The 26,282-nt window shown below is 65.5% G+C and carries 29 protein-coding genes; 16 read left to right on the top strand and 13 right to left on the bottom strand.

Annotated features, from left to right (window positions below):
* The 4 genes from MRY84_RS05920 to MRY84_RS05905 all read left to right on the top strand — a co-directional run.
* Positions 1 to 620, top strand: a 620-nt coding sequence (locus MRY84_RS05920; protein ID WP_291504818.1) for a tRNA pseudouridine(55) synthase TruB, incomplete at its 5' end; no start/stop codon positions are given.
* Positions 621 to 639: 19 nt separating this feature from the next.
* Positions 640 to 2,469, top strand: a complete 1,830-nt coding sequence (gene typA, locus MRY84_RS05915) for a translational GTPase TypA (protein ID WP_291504817.1) — start codon at positions 640 to 642, stop codon at positions 2,467 to 2,469.
* Between the two features lie 71 nt (positions 2,470 to 2,540).
* Entirely contained in the window at positions 2,541 to 3,416 is an 876-nt protein-coding gene (locus MRY84_RS05910; RefSeq protein ID WP_291504816.1) for a DMT family transporter, read from the top strand.
* The gene (locus MRY84_RS05905; RefSeq protein WP_291504815.1) at positions 3,413 to 4,507 is read left to right on the top strand and encodes an enoyl-CoA hydratase/isomerase family protein; all 1,095 of its coding nucleotides are present in this window, start codon (positions 3,413 to 3,415) and stop codon (positions 4,505 to 4,507) included. Before MRY84_RS05910 ends, MRY84_RS05905 begins: the two co-directional genes overlap by 4 nt.
* A gap of 50 nt (positions 4,508 to 4,557) precedes the next feature.
* Here MRY84_RS05905 and MRY84_RS05900 read toward each other — a convergent pair whose 3' ends face one another.
* The 4 genes from MRY84_RS05900 to smpB all read right to left on the bottom strand — a co-directional run bounded on the left by MRY84_RS05900 (position 4,558) and on the right by smpB (position 7,057).
* A complete protein-coding gene (locus MRY84_RS05900) occupies positions 4,558 to 5,454 on the bottom strand; it encodes an anti-sigma factor (RefSeq protein WP_291504814.1) in 897 nt (298 codons plus the stop codon).
* 42 nt (positions 5,455 to 5,496) lie between these two features.
* Complete coding sequence (locus MRY84_RS05895) at positions 5,497 to 6,021, bottom strand: sigma-70 family RNA polymerase sigma factor (RefSeq protein WP_291504813.1); 525 nt, start codon at positions 6,019 to 6,021, stop codon at positions 5,497 to 5,499.
* A gap of 31 nt (positions 6,022 to 6,052) precedes the next feature.
* Positions 6,053 to 6,421: a hypothetical protein gene (locus MRY84_RS05890; RefSeq protein WP_291504812.1), complete on the bottom strand. Its 369-nt coding sequence runs from the start codon at positions 6,419 to 6,421 to the stop codon at positions 6,053 to 6,055.
* A gap of 162 nt (positions 6,422 to 6,583) precedes the next feature.
* Positions 6,584 to 7,057, bottom strand: a complete 474-nt coding sequence (gene smpB / locus MRY84_RS05885) for an SsrA-binding protein SmpB (RefSeq protein WP_291504811.1) — start codon at positions 7,055 to 7,057, stop codon at positions 6,584 to 6,586.
* Between the two features lie 118 nt (positions 7,058 to 7,175).
* Between smpB and MRY84_RS05880 the strand changes: the two genes are divergently transcribed.
* Complete coding sequence (locus MRY84_RS05880) at positions 7,176 to 7,616, top strand: type II toxin-antitoxin system RatA family toxin (RefSeq protein WP_291504810.1); 441 nt, start codon at positions 7,176 to 7,178, stop codon at positions 7,614 to 7,616.
* Complete coding sequence (locus tag MRY84_RS05875; protein ID WP_291504809.1) at positions 7,609 to 7,962, top strand: RnfH family protein; 354 nt, start codon at positions 7,609 to 7,611, stop codon at positions 7,960 to 7,962. The genes MRY84_RS05880 and MRY84_RS05875 overlap by 8 nt, the downstream gene beginning before the upstream one ends.
* Before the next feature lie 27 nt (positions 7,963 to 7,989).
* Here the strand turns inward: MRY84_RS05875 and MRY84_RS05870 are convergent, their stop codons facing one another.
* Positions 7,990 to 8,535 (bottom strand): DUF4124 domain-containing protein, encoded by a 546-nt coding sequence (locus tag MRY84_RS05870; protein ID WP_291504808.1) that lies wholly within the window; start codon positions 8,533 to 8,535, stop codon positions 7,990 to 7,992.
* A 108-nt stretch (positions 8,536 to 8,643) separates the two neighbouring features.
* On the opposite strand from MRY84_RS05870, the gene guaB reads away from it, so the two are divergent.
* The 4 genes from guaB to guaA all read left to right on the top strand — a co-directional run bounded on the left by guaB (position 8,644) and on the right by guaA (position 12,551).
* The gene (gene guaB, locus MRY84_RS05865; RefSeq protein WP_291504807.1) at positions 8,644 to 10,119 is read left to right on the top strand and encodes an IMP dehydrogenase; all 1,476 of its coding nucleotides are present in this window, start codon (positions 8,644 to 8,646) and stop codon (positions 10,117 to 10,119) included.
* A 108-nt stretch (positions 10,120 to 10,227) separates the two neighbouring features.
* A complete protein-coding gene (locus tag MRY84_RS05860; RefSeq protein ID WP_291504806.1) occupies positions 10,228 to 10,488 on the top strand; it encodes a type II toxin-antitoxin system prevent-host-death family antitoxin in 261 nt (86 codons plus the stop codon).
* Positions 10,485 to 10,919, top strand: coding sequence for a type II toxin-antitoxin system VapC family toxin (locus MRY84_RS05855; RefSeq protein ID WP_291504805.1), 435 nt, complete (start codon positions 10,485 to 10,487; stop codon positions 10,917 to 10,919). Before MRY84_RS05860 ends, MRY84_RS05855 begins: the two co-directional genes overlap by 4 nt.
* 12 nt (positions 10,920 to 10,931) lie before the next feature.
* Positions 10,932 to 12,551, top strand: a complete 1,620-nt coding sequence (gene guaA / locus MRY84_RS05850; protein WP_291504804.1) for a glutamine-hydrolyzing GMP synthase — start codon at positions 10,932 to 10,934, stop codon at positions 12,549 to 12,551.
* 54 nt (positions 12,552 to 12,605) lie between these two features.
* Here the strand turns inward: guaA and MRY84_RS05845 are convergent, their stop codons facing one another.
* Positions 12,606 to 13,520, bottom strand: coding sequence for a hypothetical protein (locus MRY84_RS05845; RefSeq protein ID WP_291504803.1), 915 nt, complete (start codon positions 13,518 to 13,520; stop codon positions 12,606 to 12,608).
* Between the two features lie 222 nt (positions 13,521 to 13,742).
* Here MRY84_RS05845 and MRY84_RS05840 point away from each other — a divergent pair, with 222 nt between their 5' ends.
* The gene (locus tag MRY84_RS05840) at positions 13,743 to 14,333 is read left to right on the top strand and encodes a 2'-5' RNA ligase family protein (RefSeq protein ID WP_291504802.1); all 591 of its coding nucleotides are present in this window, start codon (positions 13,743 to 13,745) and stop codon (positions 14,331 to 14,333) included.
* A 112-nt stretch (positions 14,334 to 14,445) separates the two neighbouring features.
* Positions 14,446 to 15,525, top strand: a complete 1,080-nt coding sequence (locus MRY84_RS05835) for a DUF6352 family protein (RefSeq protein ID WP_291504801.1) — start codon at positions 14,446 to 14,448, stop codon at positions 15,523 to 15,525.
* A 101-nt stretch (positions 15,526 to 15,626) separates the two neighbouring features.
* On the opposite strand, the gene putA is transcribed toward MRY84_RS05835, so the two are convergent.
* A complete protein-coding gene (gene putA / locus MRY84_RS05830) occupies positions 15,627 to 19,400 on the bottom strand; it encodes a trifunctional transcriptional regulator/proline dehydrogenase/L-glutamate gamma-semialdehyde dehydrogenase (protein ID WP_291504800.1) in 3,774 nt (1,257 codons plus the stop codon).
* 121 nt (positions 19,401 to 19,521) lie between these two features.
* On the opposite strand from putA, the gene MRY84_RS05825 reads away from it, so the two are divergent.
* The 3 genes from MRY84_RS05825 to rlmD all read left to right on the top strand — a co-directional run bounded on the left by MRY84_RS05825 (position 19,522) and on the right by rlmD (position 21,996).
* Complete coding sequence (locus tag MRY84_RS05825; RefSeq protein ID WP_291504799.1) at positions 19,522 to 19,989, top strand: Lrp/AsnC ligand binding domain-containing protein; 468 nt, start codon at positions 19,522 to 19,524, stop codon at positions 19,987 to 19,989.
* A gap of 121 nt (positions 19,990 to 20,110) precedes the next feature.
* Complete coding sequence (locus MRY84_RS05820) at positions 20,111 to 20,431, top strand: hypothetical protein (RefSeq protein ID WP_291504798.1); 321 nt, start codon at positions 20,111 to 20,113, stop codon at positions 20,429 to 20,431.
* Between the two features lie 101 nt (positions 20,432 to 20,532).
* Positions 20,533 to 21,996, top strand: coding sequence for a 23S rRNA (uracil(1939)-C(5))-methyltransferase RlmD (gene rlmD / locus MRY84_RS05815; protein ID WP_291504797.1), 1,464 nt, complete (start codon positions 20,533 to 20,535; stop codon positions 21,994 to 21,996).
* Positions 21,997 to 22,065: 69 nt separating this feature from the next.
* Here the strand turns inward: rlmD and MRY84_RS05810 are convergent, their stop codons facing one another.
* Together MRY84_RS05810 and MRY84_RS05805 are read right to left on the bottom strand one after the other, a co-directional pair.
* Complete coding sequence (locus MRY84_RS05810; RefSeq protein ID WP_291504796.1) at positions 22,066 to 22,443, bottom strand: hypothetical protein; 378 nt, start codon at positions 22,441 to 22,443, stop codon at positions 22,066 to 22,068.
* Positions 22,444 to 22,571: 128 nt separating this feature from the next.
* The gene (locus MRY84_RS05805; protein WP_291504819.1) at positions 22,572 to 23,267 is read right to left on the bottom strand and encodes a Bax inhibitor-1/YccA family protein; all 696 of its coding nucleotides are present in this window, start codon (positions 23,265 to 23,267) and stop codon (positions 22,572 to 22,574) included.
* Positions 23,268 to 23,503: 236 nt separating this feature from the next.
* Here MRY84_RS05805 and MRY84_RS05800 point away from each other — a divergent pair, with 236 nt between their 5' ends.
* Entirely contained in the window at positions 23,504 to 23,911 is a 408-nt protein-coding gene (locus tag MRY84_RS05800; RefSeq protein ID WP_291504795.1) for a heme-binding protein, read from the top strand.
* Between the two features lie 293 nt (positions 23,912 to 24,204).
* Here MRY84_RS05800 and MRY84_RS05795 read toward each other — a convergent pair whose 3' ends face one another.
* The 4 genes from MRY84_RS05795 to MRY84_RS05780 all read right to left on the bottom strand — a co-directional run.
* Entirely contained in the window at positions 24,205 to 24,426 is a 222-nt protein-coding gene (locus MRY84_RS05795) for a hemin uptake protein HemP (protein ID WP_291504794.1), read from the bottom strand.
* A gap of 289 nt (positions 24,427 to 24,715) precedes the next feature.
* Entirely contained in the window at positions 24,716 to 25,126 is a 411-nt protein-coding gene (locus tag MRY84_RS05790; RefSeq protein WP_142145414.1) for a biopolymer transporter ExbD, read from the bottom strand.
* A 3-nt stretch (positions 25,127 to 25,129) separates the two neighbouring features.
* Entirely contained in the window at positions 25,130 to 25,849 is a 720-nt protein-coding gene (locus MRY84_RS05785) for a MotA/TolQ/ExbB proton channel family protein (RefSeq protein WP_291504793.1), read from the bottom strand.
* Positions 25,850 to 25,889: 40 nt separating this feature from the next.
* On the bottom strand, positions 25,890 to 26,282 hold a 393-nt coding region (locus MRY84_RS05780; protein ID WP_291504792.1), incomplete at its 5' end, for an energy transducer TonB.

The raw sequence follows: 26,282 nt of genomic DNA, 5'->3' as shown, positions 1-26,282 counted from the left end.
AGTTCACCGGCCCCATCCGCCAGGTGCCGCCCATGCACAGCGCGCTCAAGAAGGACGGCAAGGCCTTGTACGAGTACGCGCGGGCGGGCGTGACCGTGGAGCGTGCGCCGCGCGACGTCGTGATTTATGCATTAAAAATCACGCTGACGCAAGCGGGGCAAGCGCAGCCAGCTATCAAAATGGTAGTAACCTGCAGCAAGGGTACTTACATCCGTACCCTGGGTGAGGATGTGGGGACAGCGCTCGGTTGTGGCGCGCACCTCACCTTCCTGCGCCGCATCGACACCGGCGGCATCGGGCTGGAGCGCTGCGTGACGTTGGCGGAGCTGGAAGCCATGCCTGAGCCAGACCGCCTGGCGGCGCTTGAAGCTCCGGAGTCGCTGTTGGCGCAGCACGTGCGTGTCACGTTGGACAGCGACAATGCCGCACGTTTCCTCTCGGGGGTACGCCGCCGCGGCCCGTGGCCGGACGCCGACGCCGTGGCTGTCTTCGGCGACCAGCCGCACACCCTGCTGGGCGTGGGGCACATCACTGGGGGAGAACTGGTGCCAGACCGGCTGCTCTCGCCACTCGAAATTCAACAGATCCTGGAAGGCACGCCGCGCCTACACACAAGCTAAGCGGCACATTGGAAAAACTATGACGACGACCAAACAAATCCGCAACATCGCGATCATCGCCCACGTTGACCACGGCAAAACCACCATGGTCGACCAGCTGCTGCGCCAGTCCGGCACGTTCGCCGACCACGAGAAGGTCGTCGACACGGTGATGGACAACAACGCGATCGAAAAGGAACGCGGCATCACCATCCTGGCCAAGAACTGCGCCGTGAGCTGGAAGGGCACGCACATCAACATCGTGGACACCCCCGGCCACGCGGACTTCGGCGGCGAAGTGGAACGTGCCTTGTCCATGGTCGACAGCGTGGTGCTGCTGATCGACGCGCAGGAAGGCCCCATGCCCCAGACGCGCTTCGTGACCAAGAAGGCCCTGGCCCTGGGCCTGCGCCCCATCCTGGTGGTGAACAAGGTGGACAAGCCCGGTGCCAACCCCGACAAGGTGGTGAACGCCGCGTTCGACCTGTTCGACAAGCTGGGTGCCACCGACGAGCAGCTCGACTTCCCCGTGGTGTATGCCTCGGGCATCAATGGCTGGTCGTCGCTGGAAGAAGGCGCGCCGGGCGAGCAGTGGGGCCCCGACATGTCCGCCCTGTTCGACACCATCCTCAAGCACGTGCCGCCGAACTCCGGCAACCCTGACGCACCTTTGCAGCTGCAGATCTCGGCGCTGGACTTCTCCAGCTTCGTGGGCCGCATCGGCGTGGGCCGCATCAGCCAGGGCACGCTCAAGCCTGCACAGGACGTGCTGGTCATGGAAGGCCCCGGCGGCAAGACCACCAAGGGCCGCGTGAACCAGGTGTTGACCTTCCAGGGCCTGGACCGCATGCAGACCCCCCTGGCAGGCCCTGGCGACATCGTGCTGATCAACGGCATTGAAGACATCGGCATCGGCGTGACCGTGACCGACCCGGCCAACCCCGCGCCGCTGCCCATGCTGAAGGTGGACGAGCCCACGCTGACCATGAATTTCTGCGTGAACACCTCGCCCCTGGCCGGCCGTGAGGGCAAGTTCGTGACCAGCCGCCAGATCTGGGACCGCCTGCAAAAGGAACTGCAGCACAACGTGGCCCTGCGTGTGAAGGAGACCGACGAAGAAGGCGTGTTCGAAGTGATGGGCCGTGGCGAACTGCACCTGACCATCCTGCTCGAAAACATGCGCCGCGAAGGCTACGAGCTGGCCGTGTCCAAGCCCCGCGTGGTGTTCAAGGACATCGACGGCGTCAAGCACGAGCCGATCGAGCTGGTGACGGCGGACATCGAAGAAGGCCACCAGGGCGGCGTGATGCAAGCCCTGGGCGAGCGCAAGGGCGAACTGGTGAACATGGAGTCCGACGGCCGTGGCCGCGTGCGCCTGGAGTACCGCATCCCGGCCCGCGGCCTGATCGGTTTCACCAACGAATTCCTGAACCTGACGCGTGGCTCGGGCCTCATCAGCAACATCTTCGACAGCTACGAGCCGCACAAGGGCGACATCGGCGGCCGCAAGAACGGTGTGCTGATCTCCATGGATGACGGTGAAATCTTCACCTACGCGCTGGGCAAGCTGGACGACCGCGGCCGCATGTTCGTGAAGGCCAACGACCCCGTGTACGAAGGCATGATCGTCGGCATCCACAGCCGCGACAACGATCTGGTGGTGAACGCCACGCGCACCAAGCAGCTGACCAACTTCCGCGTGTCGGGCAAGGAAGACGCGATCAAGATCACGCCCCCGATCGACCTCACGCTGGAATACGGCGTGGAGTTCATCGAGGACGACGAGCTGGTCGAGATCACGCCCAAGAGCGTGCGCCTGCGCAAGCGCTACCTGACCGAAAACGAGCGCAAGCGCGCGGCCCGTTCTTGATAAGCTCAGCGTTTCCGAAAGGGCCACTGCCACGCAGTGGCCTTTTTTCCGTCTGAACCCAACGCAAACCCATGTTGAAACTCACCCATTCCCGGGCCGTGCTGCTGATGGTCGCCGTGACGCTGATGTGGTCGATTGCCGGGGTGATCACGCGCCATCTGGAGCATGCGGCGAGTTTCGAGGTGACCTTCTGGCGCAGCTTTTTCACGCTGCTGTCGCTGCTGGTCATCCTGCCCACGCTGCAGGGCAGGGCGGTGTTCACGTCCATGCGTCACAGCGGGCGGGCCCTGTGGATTTCTGGCGTGTGCTGGAGCGTGATGTTCACCGCCTTCATGGTGGCGTTGGTGCTGATGCCCGTGGCCAATGTGCTGGTGACGATGGCGGTCGGGCCGCTGCTCACAGCGCTGTTCTCGTGGCTGTTCATCGGGCACCGCATTGCACCGCGCACCTGGGTGGCGATTGGGCTGGCGGGGCTGGGCATTGCGTGGATGTACGGCTCGCAGATGGCGGGCCTGCCGCTTGCCGGCACCTTGGTGGCCTTGTGCGTGCCGGTGGCCGCTGCCGTCAATTGGACGGTGGTGCAGCATTCGCAGCGCCACGGGCACGCGGTGGACCTGGTGCCCGCCGTGCTGGTGGGTGCGGTGATCTCGGTGGTGGCCACGCTGCCGCTGGCATTGCCGTTCCAGGCCTCCGGGCGTGACCTCGCGCTGCTGGCGCTGCTGGGCGTGGTGCAATTGGCCATCCCCTGCGTGCTGGCCGTGCGCTGCGGCCGAGTGCTCAAGGCGCCCGAGATGGCACTGCTGGGTTTGCTGGAAGTGATCTTTGGCATTCTGCTGGCCTGGCTGGGCGCGGGCGAAAAGCCCGCACCGGCGGTGCTGACGGGAGGTGCGCTGGTGATTGGCGCGCTGGTTTTCAATGAACTGTTAGGTTGGAAGGAACAAAAATGACGGAGACGGTAGTGCCGGAAGTGTTGAGCGAAGTGCGTGGCCAAGTCGGGTTGATTACCCTGAACCGCCCGCGTGCTCTCAATGCGTTGTCGCTGGGCATGGTGCGCGAGCTGATGGGCATCCTGCTGGCCTGGCAGAGCGACGCGCGCGTGCTGGCCGTGGCCATTCGCGGGAGCAACAAGGAGGGCCCGTTCGGCGCCTTCTGCGCAGGCGGCGACATCCGCTTTCTGCACCAGGCGGGCAGCCAGGGCAACCCGCAGCTGGAAGACTTCTTCACTGAGGAATACGCCCTCAACCACCTGATCCACAACTACGCCAAGCCCTACATCGCCTTCATGGACGGCATCGTGATGGGCGGCGGCATGGGCATCAGCCAAGGCGCCGCGCTGCGCGTGGTGACCGAGCGTACCAAGATGGCCATGCCCGAGACGGCCATCGGCCTGTTCCCTGACGTGGGTGGGGGCTACTTCCTGAGTCGCTGTCCTGGCCATGTGGGCGAGTGGCTGGCGCTCACGGGCGACACCATCGGCGCGGGCGATGCGATTGAAAGCGGGCTGGCCGACGGCTGCCTGCCAAGCGAACAGCAGAGCGTCGTGTGGGAGGCCCTGGCCACGCAGACCTTCGCGGATGCTGGCGCGATCAAAGCCTTTGTTGCTTCTAAATTTGTAGCTGCCAGCGCTCACCACACAAGCGCTAGAGGCCAAATTGACCAAATTTTCTCGCTCCCCAGCGTGGGCGCGATCATCTCTGCGCTCGAAGCCGCCGACAGCGAGTGGGCGCGCAATACCGCGGCCACGCTGCGCAAGCGCTCGCCGCTGATGCTGCACGTAGTGCTGGAGCAGATCCGCCGCGCCCGTGCCATGGACCTGGCCGCCGACCTGCGCATGGAGCGCGACATGGTGCGCCACTGCTTCTATCTGCGCCCGGGCCAGAGCGAAACGGTGGAGGGCATCCGCGCCCTGGCCGTGGACAAGGACCACGCGCCGAAGTGGAATCCGGACCGCATCGAAGACGTGACGCCGGAGATGGTGGCGCCGTTCTTCGTGAGCCCCTGGCCTGCCCACGCGCACCCGCTGGCGGCGCTGGCCTGATCGTTCACCCCGCGGCGACCGGGATGCGCCCATTGCCGCGGTTGGGGCAGCTACTGCAACTGCTGGTAGATGCTGGTGGCCAACGCCAGCAGCTCGGCCTGCGGCAGCTGCCCGCTCAGCGCGTAGCCAAAGTTCTGTTCTACCCAGTAGAACGCGGGGACCGGCCCATCGTGCGTGAACTGGAATGCTGCAGTGGGGGCGGGCGAGGGCGCCGCTGCCGGACTGGATGCTGGACTGGAGGGATGCTGCGCCGCATCCTTCGGTAGAGCGCCCAGGTACAGCGTGATCCGTTGACCCGTCCCGTTCTGGTACATGAATTGCGCGCGGGCGCCGGTGTCGCCCGGCAGAAGGCGCCCCCCTACCAGTTCGTAGCCCTGCGGGGACAGCACAGGTACCTTGAGCGGCCGTTCCAGGCGCTTGGACAGCCACTGCACCAGATGGTCCTGCTGCGCGGCCGTCACCTCCACCGGGTGGCGTACCTCGGGCTGGTACACGGCGTGGGCGACGGCGGCCTGCTGCGCAAAGCGCTGCGCGGGGGCCGCGGCGGGCACGGCCATGCCCCGCGCGCCCGCTATGCCCGCCGCTGCGCCGTGGCCAGCCCATTGGCCATGCCCCATCCATCCCAGCCCGAACGCCGCCAGCACCGAGGCCGCCATGCCGCCCCAGCGCCACCAGTCAGCGTGCCGCCGGGCTTGTCCCGCCGCAGCGGCCAGCGCGGCCTGCAGCAGCGCTTCGGGCACAGGGGCGCGTTCCAAATCCTGGTGCAAGGCCCGCAGCTGCGCGCGCTGGTGCTGCCAGCGTGCGATGGTCTCCTGCGCTGCCGGGTCGCCGGCCAGTTCCTGCCGCAGGGCCTCGGCCTCGGCGGGGGGCAGCCGGTCGTCCACCAGCGCATGCCAGTCGCGGCGGCCGGCATCGTCGGGGGCAGGGTGCGGGGCGTTCCGGTCCATGTCACTTCTCTAGGGGCGTTGGGGCTCGGGCATCACTTCATTTCATTTCAGACGGCGCAGGCTCGGCGGGGCGCTGTGCGCATCGGGGCGATGGGCAGGCACATGGTCCATCAGCGCCGCCAGCCGGCTGCGCGCGCGCGAAAGGCGCGACATCACCGTGCCCACGGGGATGGCCAGGATGCGGGCCGTGTCCTCATAGCTCATGTCTTCCACGGTGACGAGGAGCAGCACGGCACGCTGCTCCGCCGGCAGCCGCTGCAGGCAGCGTTCCAGGTCCAGCAGGCCATCCGTGGCCGGGTTGCTGGCGTCCGGCAACTGGTCTTTCACGTCGTCAATGTCCACCGCCGCCAGGGCGGGCGCATCGCGGCGCTGGTTGAGGTAGAGGTTGTGCATCAGCGTGAACAACCACGCGCGCAGGTCGCTGCCCGTTCGCCACAGCCGCCACTTGCTGCACGCGCGCTCCAGGGTGTCCTGCACCAGGTCGTCGGCCGCCCAGGCGTCGCCCGTCAGCACGCGCGCGTAGCGGCGCAGGCCGGGCAGCTGTTCAATGACTTGGGCTCGGTTCACGCGATGCGCGCCGCAAAGGCTTGTGGCCGGCTCAGGGCCGTGCCGTGCGCCAGACCTGGTTCACGCCGTCGCCGGTCTTGTCGCCAGGCTTGGCGTCCTTGACCCAGTAGTACAGCGGCTTGCCCTTGTAGGCCAACTGGGTCGTGCCGTCATCGCGCGTCACCAGACTGTAGTCGCCGCCGGGGGCGGAGCGGGCCACCAGGGGCGGCCAGTTGGTGGCGCAGGGGCCGTTGCACACCGACTTGCCGCTACCGGCCACGTCGCGGTCAAAGGTGTAGAGCGTCATGCCGTTGGCGCCCACCAGCACGCCGTCCACGGTTTTCACGGGGCTGTTGGCTGCCATGGTGGAGCAGCCAGCGATGGCCACGCACGCAACGAAGGACAAGAGGGTTTTTTTCATGGGATCTCCAGGTCGAAGAGGGTTTGCAGACACCGGCTGTTGCCAGATCGCATCTCCATGAACACACCGACGAGGGGGTTTATTCCACCTCCCATGAAAAAAAGCAGTCGCCGGTTTCATCAGCCTTGAAACCGGCGCGCCCAAGCCTGCGGCCTCAGCGGCTTACCTGTTCCTGCTTTTCATCGCCCGCTCCACTTCGCGCTTGCCTTCGCGGTCCTTGATGGTGTCGCGCTTGTCGTGCTCGGCCTTGCCCTTGGCCAGGGCGATCTCGCACTTCACGTAACCGTTTTTCCAATGCAGGTTCAGCGGCACTAGGGTGTAGCCCTTTTGCTCGACTTTGCCGATCAGGCGCTTGATTTCGTCCTTCTTGAGCAGAAGCTTCTTGGTGCGGGCCGATTCCGGGTTCACGTGGGTGGACGCCGTCTTGAGCGGATGGATGAGGCAGCCCAGCAGGTACAGTTCTCCGTCGCGGATGAGCACATAGCCGTCGGTGAGCTGCACCTTGCCCTCGCGCAGCGCTTTGACTTCCCAGCCGTGCAGCACCATGCCCGCCTCGTGGCGCTCCTCGAAGAAGTAGTTGAAGGCCGCTTTCTTGTTGTCGGCAATGCGGGACGCGGGATCGGGTTTTTTGGCCATGAAGATGTAGATGCGGCACAAACCGGGAGTTAAAAGGCCTCCCTACAATGCGTGGGTGTCGCTGACAGCGATTCTAATTTCCTCCGCCTGGCGCCCACTGAAGCCAGGCGCTTTCTGCATGAAAACTGTCCATAAGTCCGTCCTCATCTGGTACAGCCCCGAAGAAATGTTTGCCCTCGTCACCGGGGTGGAGCACTACCCCCAGTTTCTGCCGTGGTGCGACCATGCAGGCGTGATCGAGCGCCGCGAGGATGGGATGACCGCGGAGGTCGGCATCGCGTTCAGCGGCATCCGCCAGACTTTCGTGACACGCAATACCCATGAGGCCGGCCGGCGCGTGCAGATGCACCTGGTGAAAGGACCGTTCTCGCGGCTGGACGGAGATTGGCATTTCAGCCCCGTGGGCGACGGCTCGCAGCGTGCCTGCAAGGTGGAGCTTCTCTTGAACTATGGCTTTGACAGCACGGCGCTGGCGGCGCTGGTGGGGCCGGTGTTCGACCGCATCGCTGGCAGCATGGTCGATGCGTTTGTGAAGCGTGCCGAGCAGGTGTATGGCTGAGGACGCAGGTGGCGTCAAGCTGCAGGTGACAGTGGTGGCATGCGTTACTGCGCGGACAACGCAGGAATGGGTGTTGAGTTTGCCCGAGGGGGCGACGGTGGCCGATGCGTTGGCGGCTTGTGGAGACCGCCCGGTTCGTGCCGTGGAGGGCGGCGAGGGCTCGCTCGGCATTTGGGGCCGCGCAGCCGCCCTGGATACGCGCTTGCGGCACCTGGATCGCGTGGAGATCTATCGGCCGCTGCAGGTGGACCCGAAGGTCGCTCGCCGTGAACGCTTTGCACGCCAGGGCGCGCGAGCCACGGGCCTGTTTGCCCGCCAGCGGCCCGGCGGGAAGGCAGGCTACTGAGTCCGCGCCTGCGGACTCCACCGGCGGTCAGCGCTTGCAGTCGCTGGCAATGACGCCGTCGATGCGCTTGACTTCTGCAGCCCGGCCGGCCTCGTCCAGGAAGATCCGCTCGCCCTGGGCGTTCGATTGGGTGATGGGCCTGCCCGAGTCGAAAGCCGCCCTGGCCAGACGTGCGCGGTTGCAGTTCTCCGCCTTGGCCTTGGCCAGCTTTTCTTCCTCTGCCTTCTTCTTGGCGGCTTCGGCAGCTTCGGCCTGGGCCTTTTTCTCTTCCAGGGCCTTGTCCTTGCCGGCACCTGGCGAACTGGCTGCGGGCTTGGGAGCAGAAGCCGCCGCCGTCGAGCCTTCTGAGGCGTTTGCGGGCGCGCTTTCTGCCGCCGGTGCGGCTGGCGCGGGCAATGCAGCGCGCGACGCGCCGCCGGGTTGCTTCAAGATGCTCTTTTCCGGGATTTCTTGTGGAGGGGGGCGGTCGCTGAAGACCTTGCGCCCATCTTTGTCGATCCACTGCCATTGCGCCGCGGCGCCCACGGCCCAGGTGCAGGCCACGGCCAGCAGGAGAAGCTTGTGCGTTTTCATGCGGCCAAGTTTATCCATGTGCCTTCGGCCCCGCCAGCGCGCCGCGGACGGATGGGCGCGTTTTCACCACACGCGGCGCGGGTACAATCCATTTTTTGGAGCTTTCTCATGCGCCTTCTTGGAAAAGCGCTCACCTTCGACGATGTGTTGCTGGTGCCAGCGTACTCCCAGGTCCTGCCCAAGGACACGTCCCTCGCGACGAAACTCTCCCGCAACATCCAACTGAACCTGCCGCTCGTGTCCGCCGCCATGGACACCGTGACCGAAGCGCGTCTGGCCATTGCCATTGCCCAGGAAGGCGGCATCGGCATCGTGCACAAGAACCTCACGGCGCAAGAGCAGGCTGCCCATGTCGCCAAGGTCAAGCGCTACGAATCCGGCGTGCTGCGTGACCCGGTGGTCATCACCCCCGAGCACACGGTGCTGCAGGTGCTGCAGCTGTCCGAGCAGCTCGGCATCTCGGGCTTCCCCGTTTGCGACGGCGGCAAGGTGGTCGGCATCGTCACGGGCCGCGACCTGCGCTTTGAGACGCGCTACGACGTCAAGGTCCACCAGATCATGACCCCGCGCGAGAAGCTCATCACCGTCAACGAAAAGGACGGCACCACGCCCGCCGAAGCCAAGGCTCTGCTGAACAAGCACAAGCTGGAGCGCATTCTCGTCGTCAACGACGCCTTCGAGCTCAAGGGCTTGATCACGGTGAAGGACATCACCAAGCAGACCAGCTTCCCCAACGCAGCGCGTGACGCCTCCGGCCGTCTGCGCGTGGGCGCAGCCGTTGGCGTGGGCGAGGGCACCGAAGAACGCGTCGAGGCCCTGGTCAAGGCGGGGGTGGATGCCATCGTCGTGGACACGGCGCACGGCCACAGCAAGGGCGTGATTGACCGCGTGCGCTGGGTCAAGCAGAACTACCCGCAAGTCGATGTGATCGGCGGCAACATCGCCACCGGAGCCGCGGCGCTGGCGCTGGTCGAGGCCGGCGCGGACGCAGTCAAGGTCGGTATCGGCCCCGGCTCCATCTGCACCACGCGCATCGTGGCAGGTGTGGGCGTTCCCCAGATCATGGCCATCGACAACGTGGCCACCGCGCTCAAGGGCACGGGCGTGCCGCTGATCGCGGACGGCGGCATCCGCTACAGCGGTGACATCGCCAAGGCCCTGGCCGCTGGCGCAGGCACGGTGATGATGGGCGGGATGTTTGCAGGTACAGAAGAAGCCCCCGGTGAGGTCATCCTGTTCCAGGGCCGCAGCTACAAGAGCTACCGCGGCATGGGCTCCATCGGTGCCATGCAGCAGGGCAGCGCCGACCGCTACTTCCAGGAATCGAGCACCGGCAACCCCAATGCCGACAAGCTCGTGCCCGAAGGCATCGAAGGCCGCGTGCCCTATAAGGGCTCGATGGTCAGCATCGTGTACCAGATGGCCGGCGGCGTGCGTGCCTCCATGGGCTACTGCGGTTGCGCCACCATCGAAGAGATGAACAACAAGGCCGAGTTCGTCGAGATCACCACTGCGGGCATCCGCGAAAGCCACGTACACGACGTGCAGATCACCAAGGAAGCGCCGAACTACCGCGCTGACTGATCGTTGTCGATCTAATCTGGCCTGATTGAAAAAATCTAGTCAGACTGATATAGTCTGGTCTGAATTCATTGTTCAGGCCAGACTTTTCTTTTTGGGGTCCGCGCATCCATGCAGTCCGTCGGTATCTACGAAGCCAAGAGCCGGTTCTCGGCCCTGATCGAACTGGTTGAGCAGGGTGAGGAGGTGCGCATCACCCGGCATGGCAAAGAAGTGGTGCGCATGCTGCCCGTGCGCCGCCGTCCGGTGATTTCGGACGAGCAGATCGCCCGCGAGCTGGGTCAGATCGACGCATTGCATGCCAGCATTCGCCCCGCGGCCGAGGCTGGCGCCCTGGATGCACTGCGCCGCAAAGGCCGGGCCGCCGCATGACTGCCTTTGTGCTCGACGCCTCCGTCACCGCCGCCTGGCTGCTGCCCGATGCGGCCAGCGAACACACGCGCCGCCTGTACACGCTGATCCGCCGCGATGAGGTCGAACCCCAGGCTCCGAACCTCTGGCAGTGGGAGTGCAGCAATCTCATTTCCAGCGGCGTGAACAGTGGCCGCATCCCTGCCGCCTCCGTCGAAGGCTTGTGGGGCGTCCTTGAAGCCATTCGCCACCGCGTGGAACTGCACGAACTTGCCCCGGCACAGCACAAGGCCGTGCTCGACGTTGCGCTGGAAACCGGCCTGCCCACCTTCGATGCCGCATATCTCTGGCTGGCCCGCTCGCTGCGCCTGCCCCTGGCCACCTTTGACGCCCACCAGATCGCTGCCGCCCAGCGCAGCGGTGTCCCGCTTTTCGACCTCTCCCGCCTCTGACGGACCACCACCATGCAACACCAGAAAATCCTTATCCTCGATTTCGGCTCGCAAGTCACCCAGCTCATCGCCCGGCGCGTGCGCGAGGCCCATGTGTACTGCGAGGTGCATCCCTGTGATGTGTCCGACGAATGGGTGCGTCAGTACGCCGCCGATGGTTCGCTCAAGGGCGTGATCCTGTCCGGCAGCCATGCCAGCGTGTACGAGGAGACTACCGACAAAGCGCCCCAGGCTGTGTTCGAGCTGGGTGTGCCGGTGCTGGGCATCTGCTACGGCATGCAGACCATGGCGCAGCAGCTCGGCGGCAAGGTCGAGGGTGGCCACAAGCGGGAGTTCGGCTATGCCGAGGTACGCGCCCACGGCCACACGGCGCTGCTCAAGGACATTGCCGACTTCACCACGGCCGAGGGCCACGGCATGCTCAAGGTGTGGATGAGCCACGGAGACAAGGTGGCCGAAATGCCGCCCGGCTTCAAGCTCATGGCCTCCACGCCCAGCTGCCCCATCGCGGGCATGGCCGACGAGGCGCGTCGCTTCTACGCCGTGCAGTTCCACCCAGAAGTCACGCACACCGTGCAGGGCCGGGCGCTGCTGGAGCGCTTCGTGCTCGGCATCTGCAGCGTGCAGCCGGACTGGGTGATGAAGGATCACATTGCCGAGGCTGTGGAGTCCATCCGCGCCCAGGTGGGCGATGAAGAAGTCATCCTGGGACTCTCCGGCGGCGTGGATTCGTCCGTGGCCGCGGCCCTGATCCACCGCGCCATCGGCGACCAGCTCACCTGCGTGTTCGTGGACCACGGCCTGCTGCGCCTGAACGAGGGCGACATGGTCATGGACATGTTCGAGGGCAAGCTGCACGCCAAAGTGATCCGCGTGGACGCGAGCGACCTGTTCCTCTCCAACCTGGCCGGCGTGAGCGACCCCGAGCAAAAGCGCAAGATCATCGGCGGCCTGTTTGTGGACGTGTTCAAGGCCGAAGCCGCCAAGCTCAAGGCCGGCACCGGCGGCCACAAGGGCGCCACCTTCCTGGCCCAGGGCACCATCTACCCCGACGTGATTGAATCCGGCGGCGCCAAGAGCAAGAAGGCTGTGACCATCAAGAGCCACCACAACGTGGGCGGCCTGCCCGAGCAGTTGGGCCTGAAGCTGCTGGAGCCGCTGCGCGACCTGTTCAAGGACGAGGTGCGCGAACTGGGCGTGGCCCTGGGCCTGCCGCCTGAGATGGTCTACCGCCACCCTTTCCCCGGCCCCGGCCTGGGTGTGCGCATCCTGGGCGAGGTGAAGAAGGAATACGCCGACCTGCTGCGGCGCGCCGACGCGATCTTCATCGAGGAGCTGCGCAACTTCACCGACGAAGCCACCGGCAAGACCTGGTACGACCTCACCAGCCAGGCTTTCACCGTTTTCCTGCCCGTCAAGAGCGTGGGCGTGATGGGCGACGGCCGCACCTACGACTACGTGGTGGCACTGCGCGCTGTGCAGACCAGCGACTTCATGACCGCCGACTGGGCCGAGCTGCCGTACGCGCTGCTCAAGAAGGTATCGGGCCGCATCATCAACGAGGTGCGTGGCATCAACCGCGTGACCTACGACGTGAGCAGCAAGCCGCCAGCGACGATCGAGTGGGAGTGAAGGGGCTGGCGGGCCGCCGGTTTTGCGGCCCGCCAGCCCTATAGACGATGGGCGTCAGGCCTTCGCTTCGCCCGTCAGCGGATCGTGGATCCGGCCGTCGTAGTTGATGAGGTTGCCGGTGGCTGTATCGATTTGGACGCGCCGGTAGGTTCCTGCACCTTTGCCGTCCAGTCCGATGAAGTCAGCGTTGGCGTACGCGACGCGATTGTTCTCGGCCACGACGCCATCCTTGGTCCACTTGTTGCTCATGAGCCATTCGGAAACGCTTTCCCCTGAGGGAACGCTGAGACCGCCGTCCATGCGCATCTTGGCCAGCGTGGGGTCCATGTTGAAGCCTTCGGCCGCCAGCAGGGCGTTGGGATTCTTCCGGTAGTAGTCTGCTGTCTCTTGCGACAACTTGGACAGGTCGGTCTTGATCAGGGTCGATCCATCGGTGGGGAACTGGGACAAGTTGCCCTGGCGGATGGATTCGTAGTCGGCGGCGAACTCGGGGTGGTTCTTGAAGAACATGTAGCGGCCCACAACGGTATCGTCGCCGCCGCTGAGCATCAGTGTGTGGAGACGCACGTAGTCGGGTGCCTCATAGTCAGCGGCAAAGGTATGCCCCAGGCCTTTTTCCCATTGCTTGAATTCTTCCAGGTTGCTGAACGGTGCTGTGGGTTTCGCTTGAGCGGCGGTGGATTCTGTGCCGGAGGTCGCTGAAGCGGCGGTGCGGTTGCCCTTGGCTTGGAGGTCCGTGGTCGAGGTGTAGGCGGGCTTGTGGGGGGCGGCGGTGCCTGCGGCGCCATCGGCTGCGGTGGACGAGGCTTCGGCCGACAGCTCTTCCAGCGTGGATCTCAGCTCCTTGAGAAAGGTGAGCGGGTCCGTATCGGTCTGCTTTTGGGCCGCGCGCTCTGCGGCCCGAGCCGCCAGGGTGCTGGACACGCCCATGGAGGTCAGGAGATGGGTGGCTTGAGAGATATCGAGCATATGGGACTCCATCGGTCGGTTGGTCGCTCGCGGGGCTGAGGAAAATCGGGAGCTTGGCCGATCATCCCGCAACGACCAGCATTCAGTGCCTGCGAAAGCGGGGGGAATCCCGGGCATTTCGGGCCGCCGGGGAATGCAAATGGGCGAACTGGGTGCTGATTGAATACTGTATTTAAACACAGTATCATGAGCGCATCAGTTTTCCTTGCGGGGTGTGTTTGCATGCTTCAACGCCACGATCTGTACTTCTTTTTGTACCCTCCCGCAGGCGTGGCCGAAGCCGCTGCAGAACGTTGGCAGCAAATGCTGGCCGATCTTGACCCCGCGCTCCTGAGCCGCCCAATGGCAACGCAGCGACTGCACCTCACCCTGCAGCATCTGGGGCAGTTCGAGGGATCGGTGCCCCGTGCGGTGCTGGACCTGGCGCTGGCGGCAGGTGAGCGGCTGGTCCATGAACCCTTTGATGTCTGCCTTCACTTGCTGCAGTCCCGCGGCGCGACCCATGCTGGCAGCAATGGCACGGTGGAGCTCGCGGGGCAGGGCGCGGGCGTGCAGATGCTGCGGAGCTTTCAGCGCTCGCTCGGCGGCGCGATGCGGCAGGCGGGGTTTGCCGAAGCGCAGATCCGCAGCCGCTTCTCTCCGCACATGACGCTGCACTACGGCCTCGGCGGCGTGCGGCGTCAGGCTGTGGCTCCTTTGGCGTGGACGGTGTCAGACTTCGCGCTGGTGGACAGTCTGTACGGGCTGTCACGGCACGAAGTGCTCGCGCGCTGGCCGCTGGTCGCTCGCCAGCAATCGTTCACTGGCTGGTGAAGGGGCGCTGCCCGATAAGATGGGACGATCCAGATAGGGCGGCATTCCGCCTTGGCGCTCGTCCGGGCTTTGAGAGCCTGCGCATCCCGTTGAACGAATCTTCCCCATCCCCATGCCTACCTTCGATCCTGATTTGTGGCCCCACAGCGGCCTCGCGCACTTGGCCTGTGACGGCCGCGGGTGGCTGCTCCCCACCGACGCGTATGTGCGGCATCTGCTGCGCCGGCCGGAACTGGCCGTGGTGCCGGAATCGTGCGCGGCCGAAGTCGCGCTGCACGAGGCTTTGGTGGCAACGCCTGCGCGCGCGGTGTCGCCGCAGGAACTGGCACAGGTGCAAGATGCGGACGCACGCGAAAACTACGCCGTGTTCCTGCGTGTGCGTGATGGCTTGCTGGCCGCCGGCACGCTGGAGGCCTACTACCTGCACCTCATGCGCAGCCGCTCGGTGGATGTGCCGGTGGTGTTTGTCGATGCGGTGGTGCATGCGCTGCTGCACCACGTGATGAATGGCGCCGATGGCGTGGATGCGTTCGAGGCGCGTGCTGCGGAGATGCTGTTCAGGCCCCAGCGCATCACCTTGCAGGACGGCCAGATGCTGGCGGGCGACCGCGAAACGCTGGACCTTTTGCACGACACCGCTGGCCTGGGCGAGCTGGGGCGCCTGCTGCGGCAAAGTGGCGCCGTGCAGCCCGCGCAGCAACTTCGGGTGCTCACGGCCGACAACGCCACGCAGTACTGGGAGGCCAGTGACCGCCATCTTTTCTTGCTGGATCTGACCCACGAGCTGACGCAGGAACTGAGCCACGGCCTCACGCTGAGGATGACCCGCGCCCGCTCGGGCCTTCAGGCACTGGCGCGCGTTCTGGAGCGCTGGGTGGCGCATCTGCTGGGCGTGAATGTCTCGATCGTGCCGGTGCACCGGATCACCGACAGCGCCTGGCGTTGGCATGTGGGCCTGGATGTGGAGTCCACCGCCATCCTCAATGACCTGTACCAGGATCGCCCCGTGGATGCCGAGCGCATGGCACGGCTGGTGAGCCTTTTTACGCTGACCTTTGCCAACCCCGCCGAAATGCGTGCCGATGTGGCTGGCAAGCCGGTGTACCTGGGCCTGGCCACAAACGCTGAGGGCGTGGTGCGCATCAAGCCGCAGAACCTGCTGCTCAATCTGCCGTTGGCGTCGCTCTCCTGAATTGCTATTAAAGTTATAGCTTCTTGCGCTTTTCCAATAAGCGCCAGACGCTGATTTGATCTCAATTCCCGGCGGCCAGCCGCTTCACGCAGGCCGCGCACTCACCCGATCGTCATCAGGCTTGCGTTGCCTCCGGCGGCCGCTGTGTTCACGCTCAGGGCGCGTTCGATCAGCAAGCGCTCCAGAGGGATGTCGGTTGCGCCTGGGGGCAGGGCAGTCACGCCCACGATGGGCCCCGCCCGGCGGGCGAGGGCGGCGCACACGGCCTGCAGCGATGGAGTGTCTCCCTGGTGCAGCACGGCGTCCAGCGCCAGCGCGCCATCACCCAGCGCGTTGTCCTGCAGCGTGACTTGCGTCTGCACCTGGGGCGGCAATTGCCCGCGCAAGCTGGCCTGGGCTTGGGGCCACAGGGCAGTGCCGCCGCTGGCAAGCACGGCCGCCGTCTGCGTCAGCAGGTCGCCCACGTCGCGTGCTAGGCACAGGACGCGGGCACGCGGGGCCAGGGTGTAGACGTTGCGTTCGCCCGTGGGGCCAGGGAGGGTGCGGGCGATTCCGCTTTGGGTTTGCTGCGAAAACTGCCGGCAGGTGGCGGCAAGCGCTGCGTTGCCTTGCGCGTGAGCCCATTCTTGCAAGGCGGCCAGGGGCGCCAGCTGGCGTTCGCGCTGCGCCGTGTCGGGCGGGGCGGCGCGGTCGGCCTCGGCCAAGGTGCGCGCCACGGCATCGGCCGGGCGCTGCGACAGCAGGCGCAGCAGATACAGCGGCCCACCGGCCTTGGGGCCCGTGCCCGACAGGCCTTCGCCGCCAAAGGGCTGCACGCCCACCACGGCGCCCACCATGTTGCGGTTCACGTACACGTTGCCGGCATGGGCGCGGTTCACCACGCGGGCAATGGTCTCGTCGATGCGGGTGTGCACGCCCTGCGTGAGGCCGTAGCCGGTGGCGTTGATCTGGTCAAGCAGCTGGTCCAGGTCGTTGCGGGCATAGCGCACCAGGTGCAGCACAGGGCCGAAGACTTCGCGCTGCAGCTCGCCGATGTGGTTCAGCTCGATCAGCGTGGGCGGCACAAAGGTGCCTTGTGCGCCGGCGGCCGAAACATGGTTCGGGTGCTGGAACACGCGATGGCCCTTGGCCTGGAACGTCTCGATGTGTCGGGTGATGCCTGCCTGCGCTTCGGCGTCAATTACCGGACCTACGTCCACACGCAGTTCGGCGGGGTTGCCCACGCGCAGCTCACCCATGGCGCCTTGCAGCATCTCCACCACACGGTTGGCGGCTTCTTCCTGCACGCACAGCAAGCGCAGGGCGGAGCAACGCTGGCCCGCGCTGTCAAAGGCCGACGACACGGCGTCGCCCACCACCTGCTCCACCAACGCAGAAGAGTCCACGATCATTGCGTTCTGTCCCCCTGTTTCCGCGATCAGCGGAATGGGGCGGCCAGCAGCATCCAGCCGGCCGGCCAGTGTGCGCTGCAGGATGCGCGCCACTTCTGTAGAGCCCGTGAACATCACGCCCATCACACGGGCGTCGCCAGTCAGGCGTGCACCCACGGTTTCGCCCTGGCCGGGCAGCAGTTGCACTGCGGCGCGCGGCACACCGGCCTGCCACAGCAGGCGCACGGCCTCGGCGGCGATCAGCGGGGTTTGCTCGGCTGGCTTGGCCAACACCGGGTTGCCTGCGGCGAGCGCAGCGGCCACTTGGCCCATGAAGATGGCGAGCGGGAAGTTCCAGGGGCTGATGCAGGCCACCGGGCCCAGAGGGACATGGGTGGCGTTGTCGAAGGTGCCTTGCACCTGGGCCGCGTAGTAGCGCAGAAAGTCCACGGCCTCGCGCACTTCTGCCACGGCGTTGCTGGCGCTTTTGCCGGCCTCGCGCATCAGCAGGCCCAGGAGGGGCTGCATGCGGGCTTCCAGCAGGTCGGCCGTGCGCAGCAGAGCGTCGGCGCGCTCGGCGGGCGGGGTGGCGGCCCAGGGGGCGGCCACGGCCTGGGCGTGGGTCAGGGCCAGGTCCACATCAGCTGTGGTGGCCTCTTGAACGTGCCCCACCACGTCCGCGTGGTCGGCCGGGTTGCGCACGGGCTGGGTGATGCCGGCCGGCAAGTCGGTGGCCAGCATCGGGCCGGCCGTCCAGGGCTGCTTGGCGGTAGCCTGCAGCGTGGCGGCCAGCTCAGCAAGGGTGTTTTCATTCGACAGGTCCAGGCCGCGCGAATTGGTGCGGTGCGTGCCGTACAGCGCAGCGGGCAGCGGGATGCGCGGATGGGGCAGGCCGGGAGCGCCTTCGGCAACAGCTTGCTGGTCCACCACCTGCACGGGGCTTTTCACCAGTTCATCCAGCGCAAGGGTTTCGTCGGCAATGCGGTTCACGAAAGAGGTGTTGGCGCCGTTTTCCAGCAGGCGTCGCACCAGGTAAGCGAGCAAGGTCTCGTGCGTGCCCACGGGGGCGTAGATGCGGCAGGGGCGGCCGAGCTTGCCTGCGGTGACAGCGCCAACCACCTGCTCGTACAGCGGCTCGCCCATGCCGTGCAGGCACTGGAACTCGTACTGGCCTGCGTAGTAGTTGCTGCCCGCCAGTTGGTAGATGGTGGCCAGCGTTTCGGCGTTGTGCGTGGCGAACTGGGGATACACCGCTTCGGGCGCTGCCAGCAGCTTGCGTGCGCAGGCGATGTAGGAAATGTCGGTGTGCACCTTGCGGGTGTAGACGGGGTAGTCCGCCAGGCCATCGACCTGGGCGCGCTTGATCTCGCTGTCCCAATAGGCCCCCTTGACCAGGCGCACCATCAGGCGCCGCTGCGTGCGCCGGGCGAGGTCCACCACGTAGTCGATGACGAAGGGGCAGCGCTTCTGGTAGGCCTGGATCACAAAGCCGATGCCGTTCCATCCCGCCAGGGCGGGCTCGTGGCACAGGCGCTCCAGCAGATCCAGCGACAGCTCCAGCCGGTCGGTTTCTTCGGCGTCGATGTTGAGGCCAATGTCGTACCGCCGGGCCAGTTCGGTCAGGCGCAGGACGAGGGGGTACAGCTCGTCCATCACGCGGCCGAATTGCGCCCGGCTGTAGCGCGGGTGCAGGGCCGAGAGCTTGATGGAGATGCCCGGGCCTTCGTAGATGCCGCGCCCGTTGGAAGCTTTGCCAATCGCGTGGATGGCTTGCTCGTACGACGCGTAGTAGCGCTGGGCGTCTTCGCTGGTCAGCGCCGCTTCGCCGAGCATGTCGTACGAATAGCGAAAGCCCTCGGCTTCCATGGTGCGGGCGTTGCGCAGGGCCTCGTCAATGGTCTCGCCGGTCACGAACTGCTCGCCCATCATGCGCATGGCCATGTCCACACCCTTGCGGATCAGCGGCTCGCCGCCCTTGCCCACCAGTCGGCTGAGCGATGCCCCCAGGCTGCCTTCGCTGTGCGTGGCCACCAGCTTGCCGGTGATGAGCAGGCCCCAGGTGGCGGCGTTCACGAACAGCGACGGGCTCTTGCCCAGGTGTGCCTCCCATTGGCCGTGGCTGATCTTGTCGCGGATCAGTGCGTCGCGCGTGGCCTTGTCGGGGATGCGCAGCAGCGCCTCGGCCAGGCACATCAGTGCCACGCCTTCTTGCGATGACAGCGAGAATTCCTGCAGCAGGCCTTGCACCAGCCCCGCCCGGCCGGCACTGGCCTTGCGCTCGCGCAGCGTCCGGGCAATGCGCAGGGCCAGCTGCTGGGCCGCGGCGGCCTGGTCCTGCGGCAGCCGGGCCTGGGCCAGCAGCGGGGCGAGGGCCTCGGGCTCGGGACGGCGATAGGCCGCGGTGATGGCGGCGCGCAGCGGATTGGCCAGCGGCGTGCGGGGGGCGAACCCTGCGAACGGAGCGACGGGAGCGGAGGAAACCGAAGGGGCTGGGAGCTGCGTCATGGCGGGCCTTGCAAGCGCGAAAGGGGATTGTTAGGGATGTCGGTGATGATCCTTGGGTTTCGGGTGAATAAATATCTGAAAATATCTGCTTTCCAAGAACAATTCACTACACCACGCAGCCATGGAAGCCGAACTGGACCGCATCGACCGCAAGATCCTGTCAATCCTGCAGGAAGACGGGCGCATTGCCAACCTCAAGCTCGCCGAGGCGGTGGCCCTGTCGCCCACGGCGGTGCTGGCGCGCGTGCAGCGCCTCACGCGCGATGGCTTCATCCTGGGCTACGAGGCGCGCCTGAATCCGCTCAAGCTGGGCGCCGGCATGCTGGTGTTTGTGGAGGTGCTGCTGGATCGCACTACGCCCAATGTGTTCGACCAGTTCAAGGCCGCGGTGCAGGTGCACCCCGAAATCATGGAATGCCACATGGTGGCCGGCGGCTTCGACTACCTGCTCAAGACCCGCTCGGCCGACATGAATGCCTACCGCGTGTTTGCGGGCAACGTGCTGTGGCAGTTGCCTGGCGTGCGCGAGACGCGCACTTACGCGGTGATGGAAGAGGTCAAGCACACCAACCACCTCCATCTGCGATGAAAACTGCCGTGGGCGCGGCACGGCACGGCGTGTGCCGTGTCACGGGGCCGTAGCCACGTTGGCGCTGCAACCCAAAGCCCGCATAATGCCCGGCAGAATCGTCAGATTGAGGAGAAGAACCATGATCCGCACCCCCTACGCTGCTGCTGCCGTGCTGGCGGCCGCCTTTTTTAGCCAGTCGGCCGCTGCGGCGTGTTACGTGGTCTATGGCCCCGACCAGGACATCGTGTACCGGGCGCCGGAGCCTCCGGTCGACATGTCCTACCAGATCCACCAGACCCTGCCGCTGGTTGCGCCCGGCTCCACGCTGGTGTTCTCGCCCGACAACCACAACTGCGACCTCACCGTCAACAAGCTGCCCCTGGCTTCGGCCGAGGGCGCGGCGGGCAGTGTCGGCTCTGTGGGCGTGGGCGGCCGTCCCGCACGCGCAGACCGGGGCTGAGAAGGCAATCATGAGCGCCCGCGGAGTGGGCGCCTTGGTCCAGAGGGACCGGGTTGAGCGGCCCCTGCCGGGAATCGCGCCCGGCCTGAGACAATCAAGGGATGAGCGAACCCAAAGAACTATCCCCCGCGCTGGAACCCACCGAGCAGAATTCCCCCGCCGACCTTCCTGAAGGCTGGCTGCACGTTCAGGCCATGGACCTGGACGCCCAGGGCGTCGCCCGCAAACCCGACGGCAAGGTCGTTTTCATCGACGGCGCGTTGCCCTTTGAGCTGGTCACCGCCAACACCCACCGCAAGAAGAACAACTGGGAGCAGGCCAGCCTGGTGGCGATTCACCGCGAATCGTCCCAGCGCGTGCGCCCTGGTTGCCCGCATTTCGGCCTGCACGCTGGTGCCTGCGGCGGCTGCAAGATGCAGCACCTGCACGTAGGTGCGCAAGTGGCCGTCAAGCAGCGTGTGCTGGAAGACAACCTCTGGCACCTGGGCAAGGTCAAGGTGCAGACCATGCTGCGGCCCATCGAAGGCCCGGCCTGGGGCTATCGCTACCGCGCCCGGTTGTCCGTGCGCCATGTGATCAAGAAGGGCGAGGTGCTGATCGGCTTCCACGAGCGCAAGAGCCGTTACATCGCCGACATGCGGACCTGCAAAATTCTGCCCCCGCATGTGGATGCGATGCTGATGCCACTGCGCGCGCTGATCGCCGGCATGGATGCGCGCGACACCTGTCCGCAGATCGAACTGGCCTGCGGCGACAACGTCACTGCGCTGGTGCTGCGCCACCTGGAGCCGCTGAGCAGCGCCGACATCGCCCGTCTGCGAGCGTTCGGCGCGGAGCATGGCGTGCAATGGTGGCTGCAGCCCAAGGGGCCGGACACCGTGAGGCTGCTGGACGAAGGCGGCGAGCAGCTGTCGTACGCGCTGCCGGATTTCGGCATCACCATGCCCTTCAAGCCCACCGACTTCACGCAGGTCAATCCGCATATCAACCGCGTGCTGGTATCGCGCGCGCTGCGTCTGCTGGATGTGCAGAAGCACGAGCGTGTCATCGACTGGTTCTGCGGCCTGGGCAACTTCACGCTGCCCCTGGCCACGCAAGCCCGAGAGGTGCTGGGCATCGAGGGCAGCGAGGCCTTGGTGGCGCGATCGCGCGAGAACTATGCATTGAATCAGGCCAAGGCGCCCGAAAATAAAGCGCTGGCAGCTACTCAATTTGTAGCGCGCAACTTGTTCGAGATGACGCCCGAGATGCTGGTGGCCGATGGATCTGCCGACAAGTGGCTGGTGGACCCGCCGCGCGAAGGGGCGTTTGCCTTGGCCAAGGCGCTGGCCGATCTGGAGCAGGCTCGCATAGGCGCAGAAGGGGCGGGGCCACTACCTGCGGGCGCCGAAGGCTGGACGCCACCGAAGCGCATCGTTTATGTGAGTTGCAACCCCGCCACGCTGGCGCGCGATGCCGGGCTGCTGGTGCATCTGGCGGGCTATCGGTGCACGGCGGCGGGCATGGTGAATATGTTCCCGCACACGGCGCATGTCGAGAGCATGGCGGTGTTCGAGCGCGACTAGTCGACGGGATGCGGGAGGGAGGGCGCCTGGCCGGGCCGCCCTGTTGCAAGGCGCGAGCGGGGCGGGCGGCTAACTGCGGCTGCGGCTGGCGGCCGGGTCGCGGGTTTCGGTTTCGATGTCGTTGTTGCGCTCGGTGCGCTCAGGCTTGGGCTCTGCCTTGCCCAGTACCGAGGGCGTTCCCTCGATCTTGTTTTCGCGCATGTACGCGTCCATATCCTTCCAGCCGGCAAATACCGCCGCCTTGGCAGCCTTGGGGTTCAGGGTGTAGCAGTCTTCCAGGCCCCGCAAAGCGTGGCGGCAAGCTCCGCCGATGGCCTTGGCTTCCTCCTCGCGCTGGGCGACGCGCGGATCCGGGCCCAGACCGGGGATCTTGTCGCAGGCGGTCAGCAGCAGGATGCTGGACAGCGCCAGCAGGCGCAGTGCGGTGGAGGAAGGTTTGCGATACATGTACTTGCATTATCGGCAGGACTTCGCCGCGATTGAGGCCTGACCCCGGGGCCAGCTCCACAAAAAAGAAAAAAAGGCTCCCGAAGGAGCCTTGGATTTCGATGCGGCGAAAACCGCTCAGGGGGAGACTACTCGCGCTCTCCGCCCATGATGCCGAGGAGGGCCAGCAGGCTCTGGAACACGTTGAAGATGTCCAGGTACAGCGCCAGCGTGGCGCTGATGTAGTTGGTTTCGCCGCCGTCCAGGATCTGCTTCAGGTCGTACAGCATGTAGGCGCTGAAGATGCCGATGGCGGCCACCGAGATGGCCATCATGCCGGCCGACGAGCCCACGAACACGTTGATGACGGCACCCACCATCAGGGCCAGCGCGCCGACCATCAGCCACTTGCCCATGCCCGACAGGTCGCGCTTGATCACGCTGGCCAGGCTGGCCATCACGAAGAACACGCCCGCCGTGCCGGCAAAGGCCGTCATGATGAGGTCGCTGCCGTTCTTGAAGCCCAGGACCATGCCGATCAGGCGCGAGAGCATGAGGCCCATGAAGAACGTGAACGCGAGCAGCACGGGCACGCCTGCGGCCGAGCGCTTGGTCTTCTCGATCGCGAACATGAATGCGAACGCGCCGCCCAGGAACACGATCAGGCCCACGCCGCCGCGCAGCGACTGGGTGATGCCGGTGGCCACGCCCACCCAGGCGCCAAGCACCGTGGGGATCATGCTCAGGGCGAGCAGCCAGTAGGTATTGCGAAGCACCTTGTGGCGCTGCTCCTGCGAGATGCCATAGCCCGCAGAGTGGCCCAGGGTGGTGACTTGGTCGTTCATCATCTTGCGTCTCTCCTTGTTGGCCTGCACAGCGCAGACACCACAAATTTTAGGTGGAGGCGCTTTTTGCCCGGGCAATACCCGCGTCCGGTCACCTATTTTTGGTAAGGGCTCTTTAACCCAGCATGGAGGTGCCGGGCCGGAGGATGCCGCTATGCTTGCCGCTGCCTGCGCTGGCCTGCCAACTGGGCGGCAGCGCATCCTCCGTGTCTTCTTCCCATTTGCCGAATCGTTCCATGAAAACCAAACACGAACTCGAACTGGCCGACGTCAAGGCCATCGCCGCTGCTGCAGAAGCCGAAGCCATCAGGAATCAGTGGGCGGTGACCATTGCCATCGTCGACGATGGTGGTCACCTGCTGTGGCTGCAACGCCTGGACGGGGCCGCCGCAGTGTCGTCCCACATCGCGCCCTCCAAGGCCCGCACAGCGGCCCTGGGACGCCGCGAGAGCAAGGTGTATGAAGATGTGATCAACGGCGGCCGCACGTCGTTCCTGAGCGCCCCGGCCATCGACGGCTTGCTCGAAGGCGGCGTGCCGATCCTCAAGGACGGCCAGTGCCTGGGTGCTGTGGGCGTGAGCGGCGTGAAGTCCACCGAAGACGCGCAAATTGCCCGCGCGGGGATCGCAGCGCTGGGGCTTTGAAATCTGCGGTTGCCAAAGAAAACTCCTGAATTGATAGCTGCTTGCGCTTATCCATAAAGCGCTGGAGCCTGAAAGTCATCGAAGTACCCACGCAGTCTTTCTCAACAAAAAAACCGGCCGATCGGCCGGTTTTTTTGTTGGGTTCGGTGAATCCTGGGGCGAGAAAAGCGGAGAGAAAAAAAGCCTGGCTACGCGGGTGAACCCGTTGGCTGGCAAAAACGACCCGTTCGGACTTGTGGCAAGCCCGGGAGTCGCCCCACGATGAAACTTGGTCTGGTGGACTGCTGACTTGCTTACTTGGTCAGGATGAGCTTGCCCAGCTTGGTCGCTTGCAGGCGGTACACCGATCCGTTGTGGCTGATGGCCACAGCTTTCTGGCCTTGGAGCAGTGCGCTGCTGTCCACTGCGCCCGCCACAGCCTCGGCAGGGCGGGCCGTTTCGCGGTGAGCCCGGGCGACGGGCTGCTCCGAAGACGAAGGACGCAGGAGCGAGGCGGCGGTCAGTGTGGCTTGCATGAAGAGGTTCCTGTGCTGAGGCGTTGCGTTTTGCTAATGATAACGATTCGCAATTACGAGTCAAGCAGGTTTTGTGTTTCTTTTTGTGGAGTGGGTGCCGCACAAAGAAACGACGGCGTGCCGGCCTCTCAGCCGGAAGCCCCTTGTCCAACGCTGCAGTTTTCCAGTCGCACGTGCCGCCAAGCTTCGCGAGCAGCGTGTCCGGTCTCCCAAAGTCGAAGAATGAAAAAAGGGCACGCCGCGCGCTCTGGATACGCCGCGTGCCCGGATGGGGCTGATGTCGGCCGCGTCAGGGTTGGGGATCGGTCACGAATCCGATCTTGCGCACGCCAGCGCGTTGCGCTGCGGCCATGGCCTGGGCCACGAACTCGTAGCGCACGTTCTTGTCGCCGCGAATGTGCAGGTCCGGCTGGGGCTCCTTGGCGGCCTCGGCCTGCAGGCGGGGGAAGAGTTCTTCCTCGGTGACCTGCGATTCGTTCCAGAAGTACTTGCCGTCGGCCGACACGGAAAGGCGCACGGTTTCGGGCTTGATGTTCTCGGGCTGGTTGGTGGCACGAGGGAGGTCCACGTTGACCGAGTGCTTCATGACGGGCACGGTGATGATGAAGATGATGAGCAGCACCAGCATGACGTCGACCAGCGGCGTCATGTTGATCTCGTTCATCACGTCATCGGCATCGTCTTGCGTTCCGAAAGCCATGGCTTAGCTGCCTTTCTTCATGGGCAGGACCTTGCCTTGGTCGCCGCCGGCGTTCACCCGGGCGCCGGTGACAAAGTAGGCGTGCAGGTCGTGGGCAAAGCTGTTGAGGCCGCCCAGGATGGACTTGTTGCCGCGCACCAGGGCGTTGTAGCCCAGCACGGCCGGGATGGCCACGGCCAGGCCTAGGGCCGTCATGATGAGGGCTTCGCCGATGGGGCCGGCCACCTTGTCGATGGTGGACTGGCCGGACGTGCCGATGGCCACCAGGGCGTGGTAGATGCCCCACACGGTGCCAAACAAGCCGATGAAAGGCGCGGTGGAGCCCACCGAGGCCAGGATGGCCAGGCCGGATTGCAAGCGGGCGGTGAACTCGTCGATGCAGTTGCGCAGGCAGCGCGTGACCCAGTCGCTCACGTCCAGGCTGTCGTGCAAATGGGCCTTGGTGTTGCGGTGGTGGGCGGTGGCTTCGCGGCCTTCCAGCGCCAGGTGGCGGAAGGGGTTGGTGGGGTCGGCGCCCAGCTTGCTCAGGCCGGCGGCAAAGTCCTCGCTGTGCCAGAAATCCTGCGCGGCGCGGCTGTGCTTCTTGAACTTGATGATGTCCAGCGCCTTGATGAGGATGACGATCCACGAGGCCAGCGACATGGCCAACAGGATGATGGCGACGGCGCGGGTGACGAAGTCGCCCTGGATCCATACGTTGGCGATGCCGAATTGCGATTCCATAAAAAACTCCCTGAAGCGGTGATCTGAAACTGTGAGCTGGTTATTCGAGAACGAAGTTGACAGGGACCAGGTTCCACATGGTCTCGGACACGCCGTTGCGTTTGCCGGGCACGAAGCGCCAGCGCATGACGGCCTCCTGGGCCTGCCGGTCCAGGCGCTCGAAGCCGCTGGACTTGTTGATTTCCACCTTCTGGGGCAGGCCGTCGGTGCCGATCAGCACGCGCAGCACCACCTTGCCCTGTTCACCCATGCGCTTGCTGATGGCGGGGTAGCTGGGTTTGGGGTTGTTCAGGTAGGCCGCATCGCTGGACGGCAGTTCGATCTTGGGCGGTGCGGGCGGTGCCGGGGGCGCAGGGGCGGGGGCGGGAGGTGCCACGGGCGCCTCGATGGGCGGCGCTGGCGGCTGCGGCTCGACGATCCCGACCGGCGCGTT

The sequence above is a fragment of the Acidovorax sp. genome (assembly GCF_022763525.1).
Taxonomy (GTDB): Bacteria; Pseudomonadota; Gammaproteobacteria; order Burkholderiales; family Burkholderiaceae_C; genus Acidovorax.
Note: the sequence above shows the minus strand (reverse complement) of the source record. Positions and strands in the feature narration are given on the sequence as shown.

Coding starts and splice junctions, on each gene's coding strand:
- typA (WP_291504817.1), top strand. CDS start 640: ATGACGACGACCAAACAAATCCGCAACATCGCGATCATCGCCCACGTT.
- MRY84_RS05910 (WP_291504816.1), top strand. CDS start 2,541: ATGTTGAAACTCACCCATTCCCGGGCCGTGCTGCTGATGGTCGCCGTG.
- MRY84_RS05905 (WP_291504815.1), top strand. CDS start 3,413: ATGACGGAGACGGTAGTGCCGGAAGTGTTGAGCGAAGTGCGTGGCCAA.
- MRY84_RS05900 (WP_291504814.1), bottom strand. CDS start 5,454: ATGGACCGGAACGCCCCGCACCCTGCCCCCGACGATGCCGGCCGCCGC.
- MRY84_RS05890 (WP_291504812.1), bottom strand. CDS start 6,421: ATGAAAAAAACCCTCTTGTCCTTCGTTGCGTGCGTGGCCATCGCTGGC.
- smpB (WP_291504811.1), bottom strand. CDS start 7,057: ATGGCCAAAAAACCCGATCCCGCGTCCCGCATTGCCGACAACAAGAAA.
- MRY84_RS05880 (WP_291504810.1), top strand. CDS start 7,176: ATGAAAACTGTCCATAAGTCCGTCCTCATCTGGTACAGCCCCGAAGAA.
- MRY84_RS05875 (WP_291504809.1), top strand. CDS start 7,609: ATGGCTGAGGACGCAGGTGGCGTCAAGCTGCAGGTGACAGTGGTGGCA.
- MRY84_RS05870 (WP_291504808.1), bottom strand. CDS start 8,535: ATGAAAACGCACAAGCTTCTCCTGCTGGCCGTGGCCTGCACCTGGGCC.
- guaB (WP_291504807.1), top strand. CDS start 8,644: ATGCGCCTTCTTGGAAAAGCGCTCACCTTCGACGATGTGTTGCTGGTG.
- MRY84_RS05860 (WP_291504806.1), top strand. CDS start 10,228: ATGCAGTCCGTCGGTATCTACGAAGCCAAGAGCCGGTTCTCGGCCCTG.
- MRY84_RS05855 (WP_291504805.1), top strand. CDS start 10,485: ATGACTGCCTTTGTGCTCGACGCCTCCGTCACCGCCGCCTGGCTGCTG.
- guaA (WP_291504804.1), top strand. CDS start 10,932: ATGCAACACCAGAAAATCCTTATCCTCGATTTCGGCTCGCAAGTCACC.
- MRY84_RS05845 (WP_291504803.1), bottom strand. CDS start 13,520: ATGCTCGATATCTCTCAAGCCACCCATCTCCTGACCTCCATGGGCGTG.
- MRY84_RS05840 (WP_291504802.1), top strand. CDS start 13,743: ATGCTTCAACGCCACGATCTGTACTTCTTTTTGTACCCTCCCGCAGGC.
- MRY84_RS05835 (WP_291504801.1), top strand. CDS start 14,446: ATGCCTACCTTCGATCCTGATTTGTGGCCCCACAGCGGCCTCGCGCAC.
- putA (WP_291504800.1), bottom strand. CDS start 19,400: ATGACGCAGCTCCCAGCCCCTTCGGTTTCCTCCGCTCCCGTCGCTCCG.
- MRY84_RS05825 (WP_291504799.1), top strand. CDS start 19,522: ATGGAAGCCGAACTGGACCGCATCGACCGCAAGATCCTGTCAATCCTG.
- MRY84_RS05820 (WP_291504798.1), top strand. CDS start 20,111: ATGATCCGCACCCCCTACGCTGCTGCTGCCGTGCTGGCGGCCGCCTTT.
- rlmD (WP_291504797.1), top strand. CDS start 20,533: ATGAGCGAACCCAAAGAACTATCCCCCGCGCTGGAACCCACCGAGCAG.
- MRY84_RS05810 (WP_291504796.1), bottom strand. CDS start 22,443: ATGTATCGCAAACCTTCCTCCACCGCACTGCGCCTGCTGGCGCTGTCC.
- MRY84_RS05805 (WP_291504819.1), bottom strand. CDS start 23,267: ATGAACGACCAAGTCACCACCCTGGGCCACTCTGCGGGCTATGGCATC.
- MRY84_RS05800 (WP_291504795.1), top strand. CDS start 23,504: ATGAAAACCAAACACGAACTCGAACTGGCCGACGTCAAGGCCATCGCC.
- MRY84_RS05795 (WP_291504794.1), bottom strand. CDS start 24,426: ATGCAAGCCACACTGACCGCCGCCTCGCTCCTGCGTCCTTCGTCTTCG.
- MRY84_RS05790 (WP_142145414.1), bottom strand. CDS start 25,126: ATGGCTTTCGGAACGCAAGACGATGCCGATGACGTGATGAACGAGATC.
- MRY84_RS05785 (WP_291504793.1), bottom strand. CDS start 25,849: ATGGAATCGCAATTCGGCATCGCCAACGTATGGATCCAGGGCGACTTC.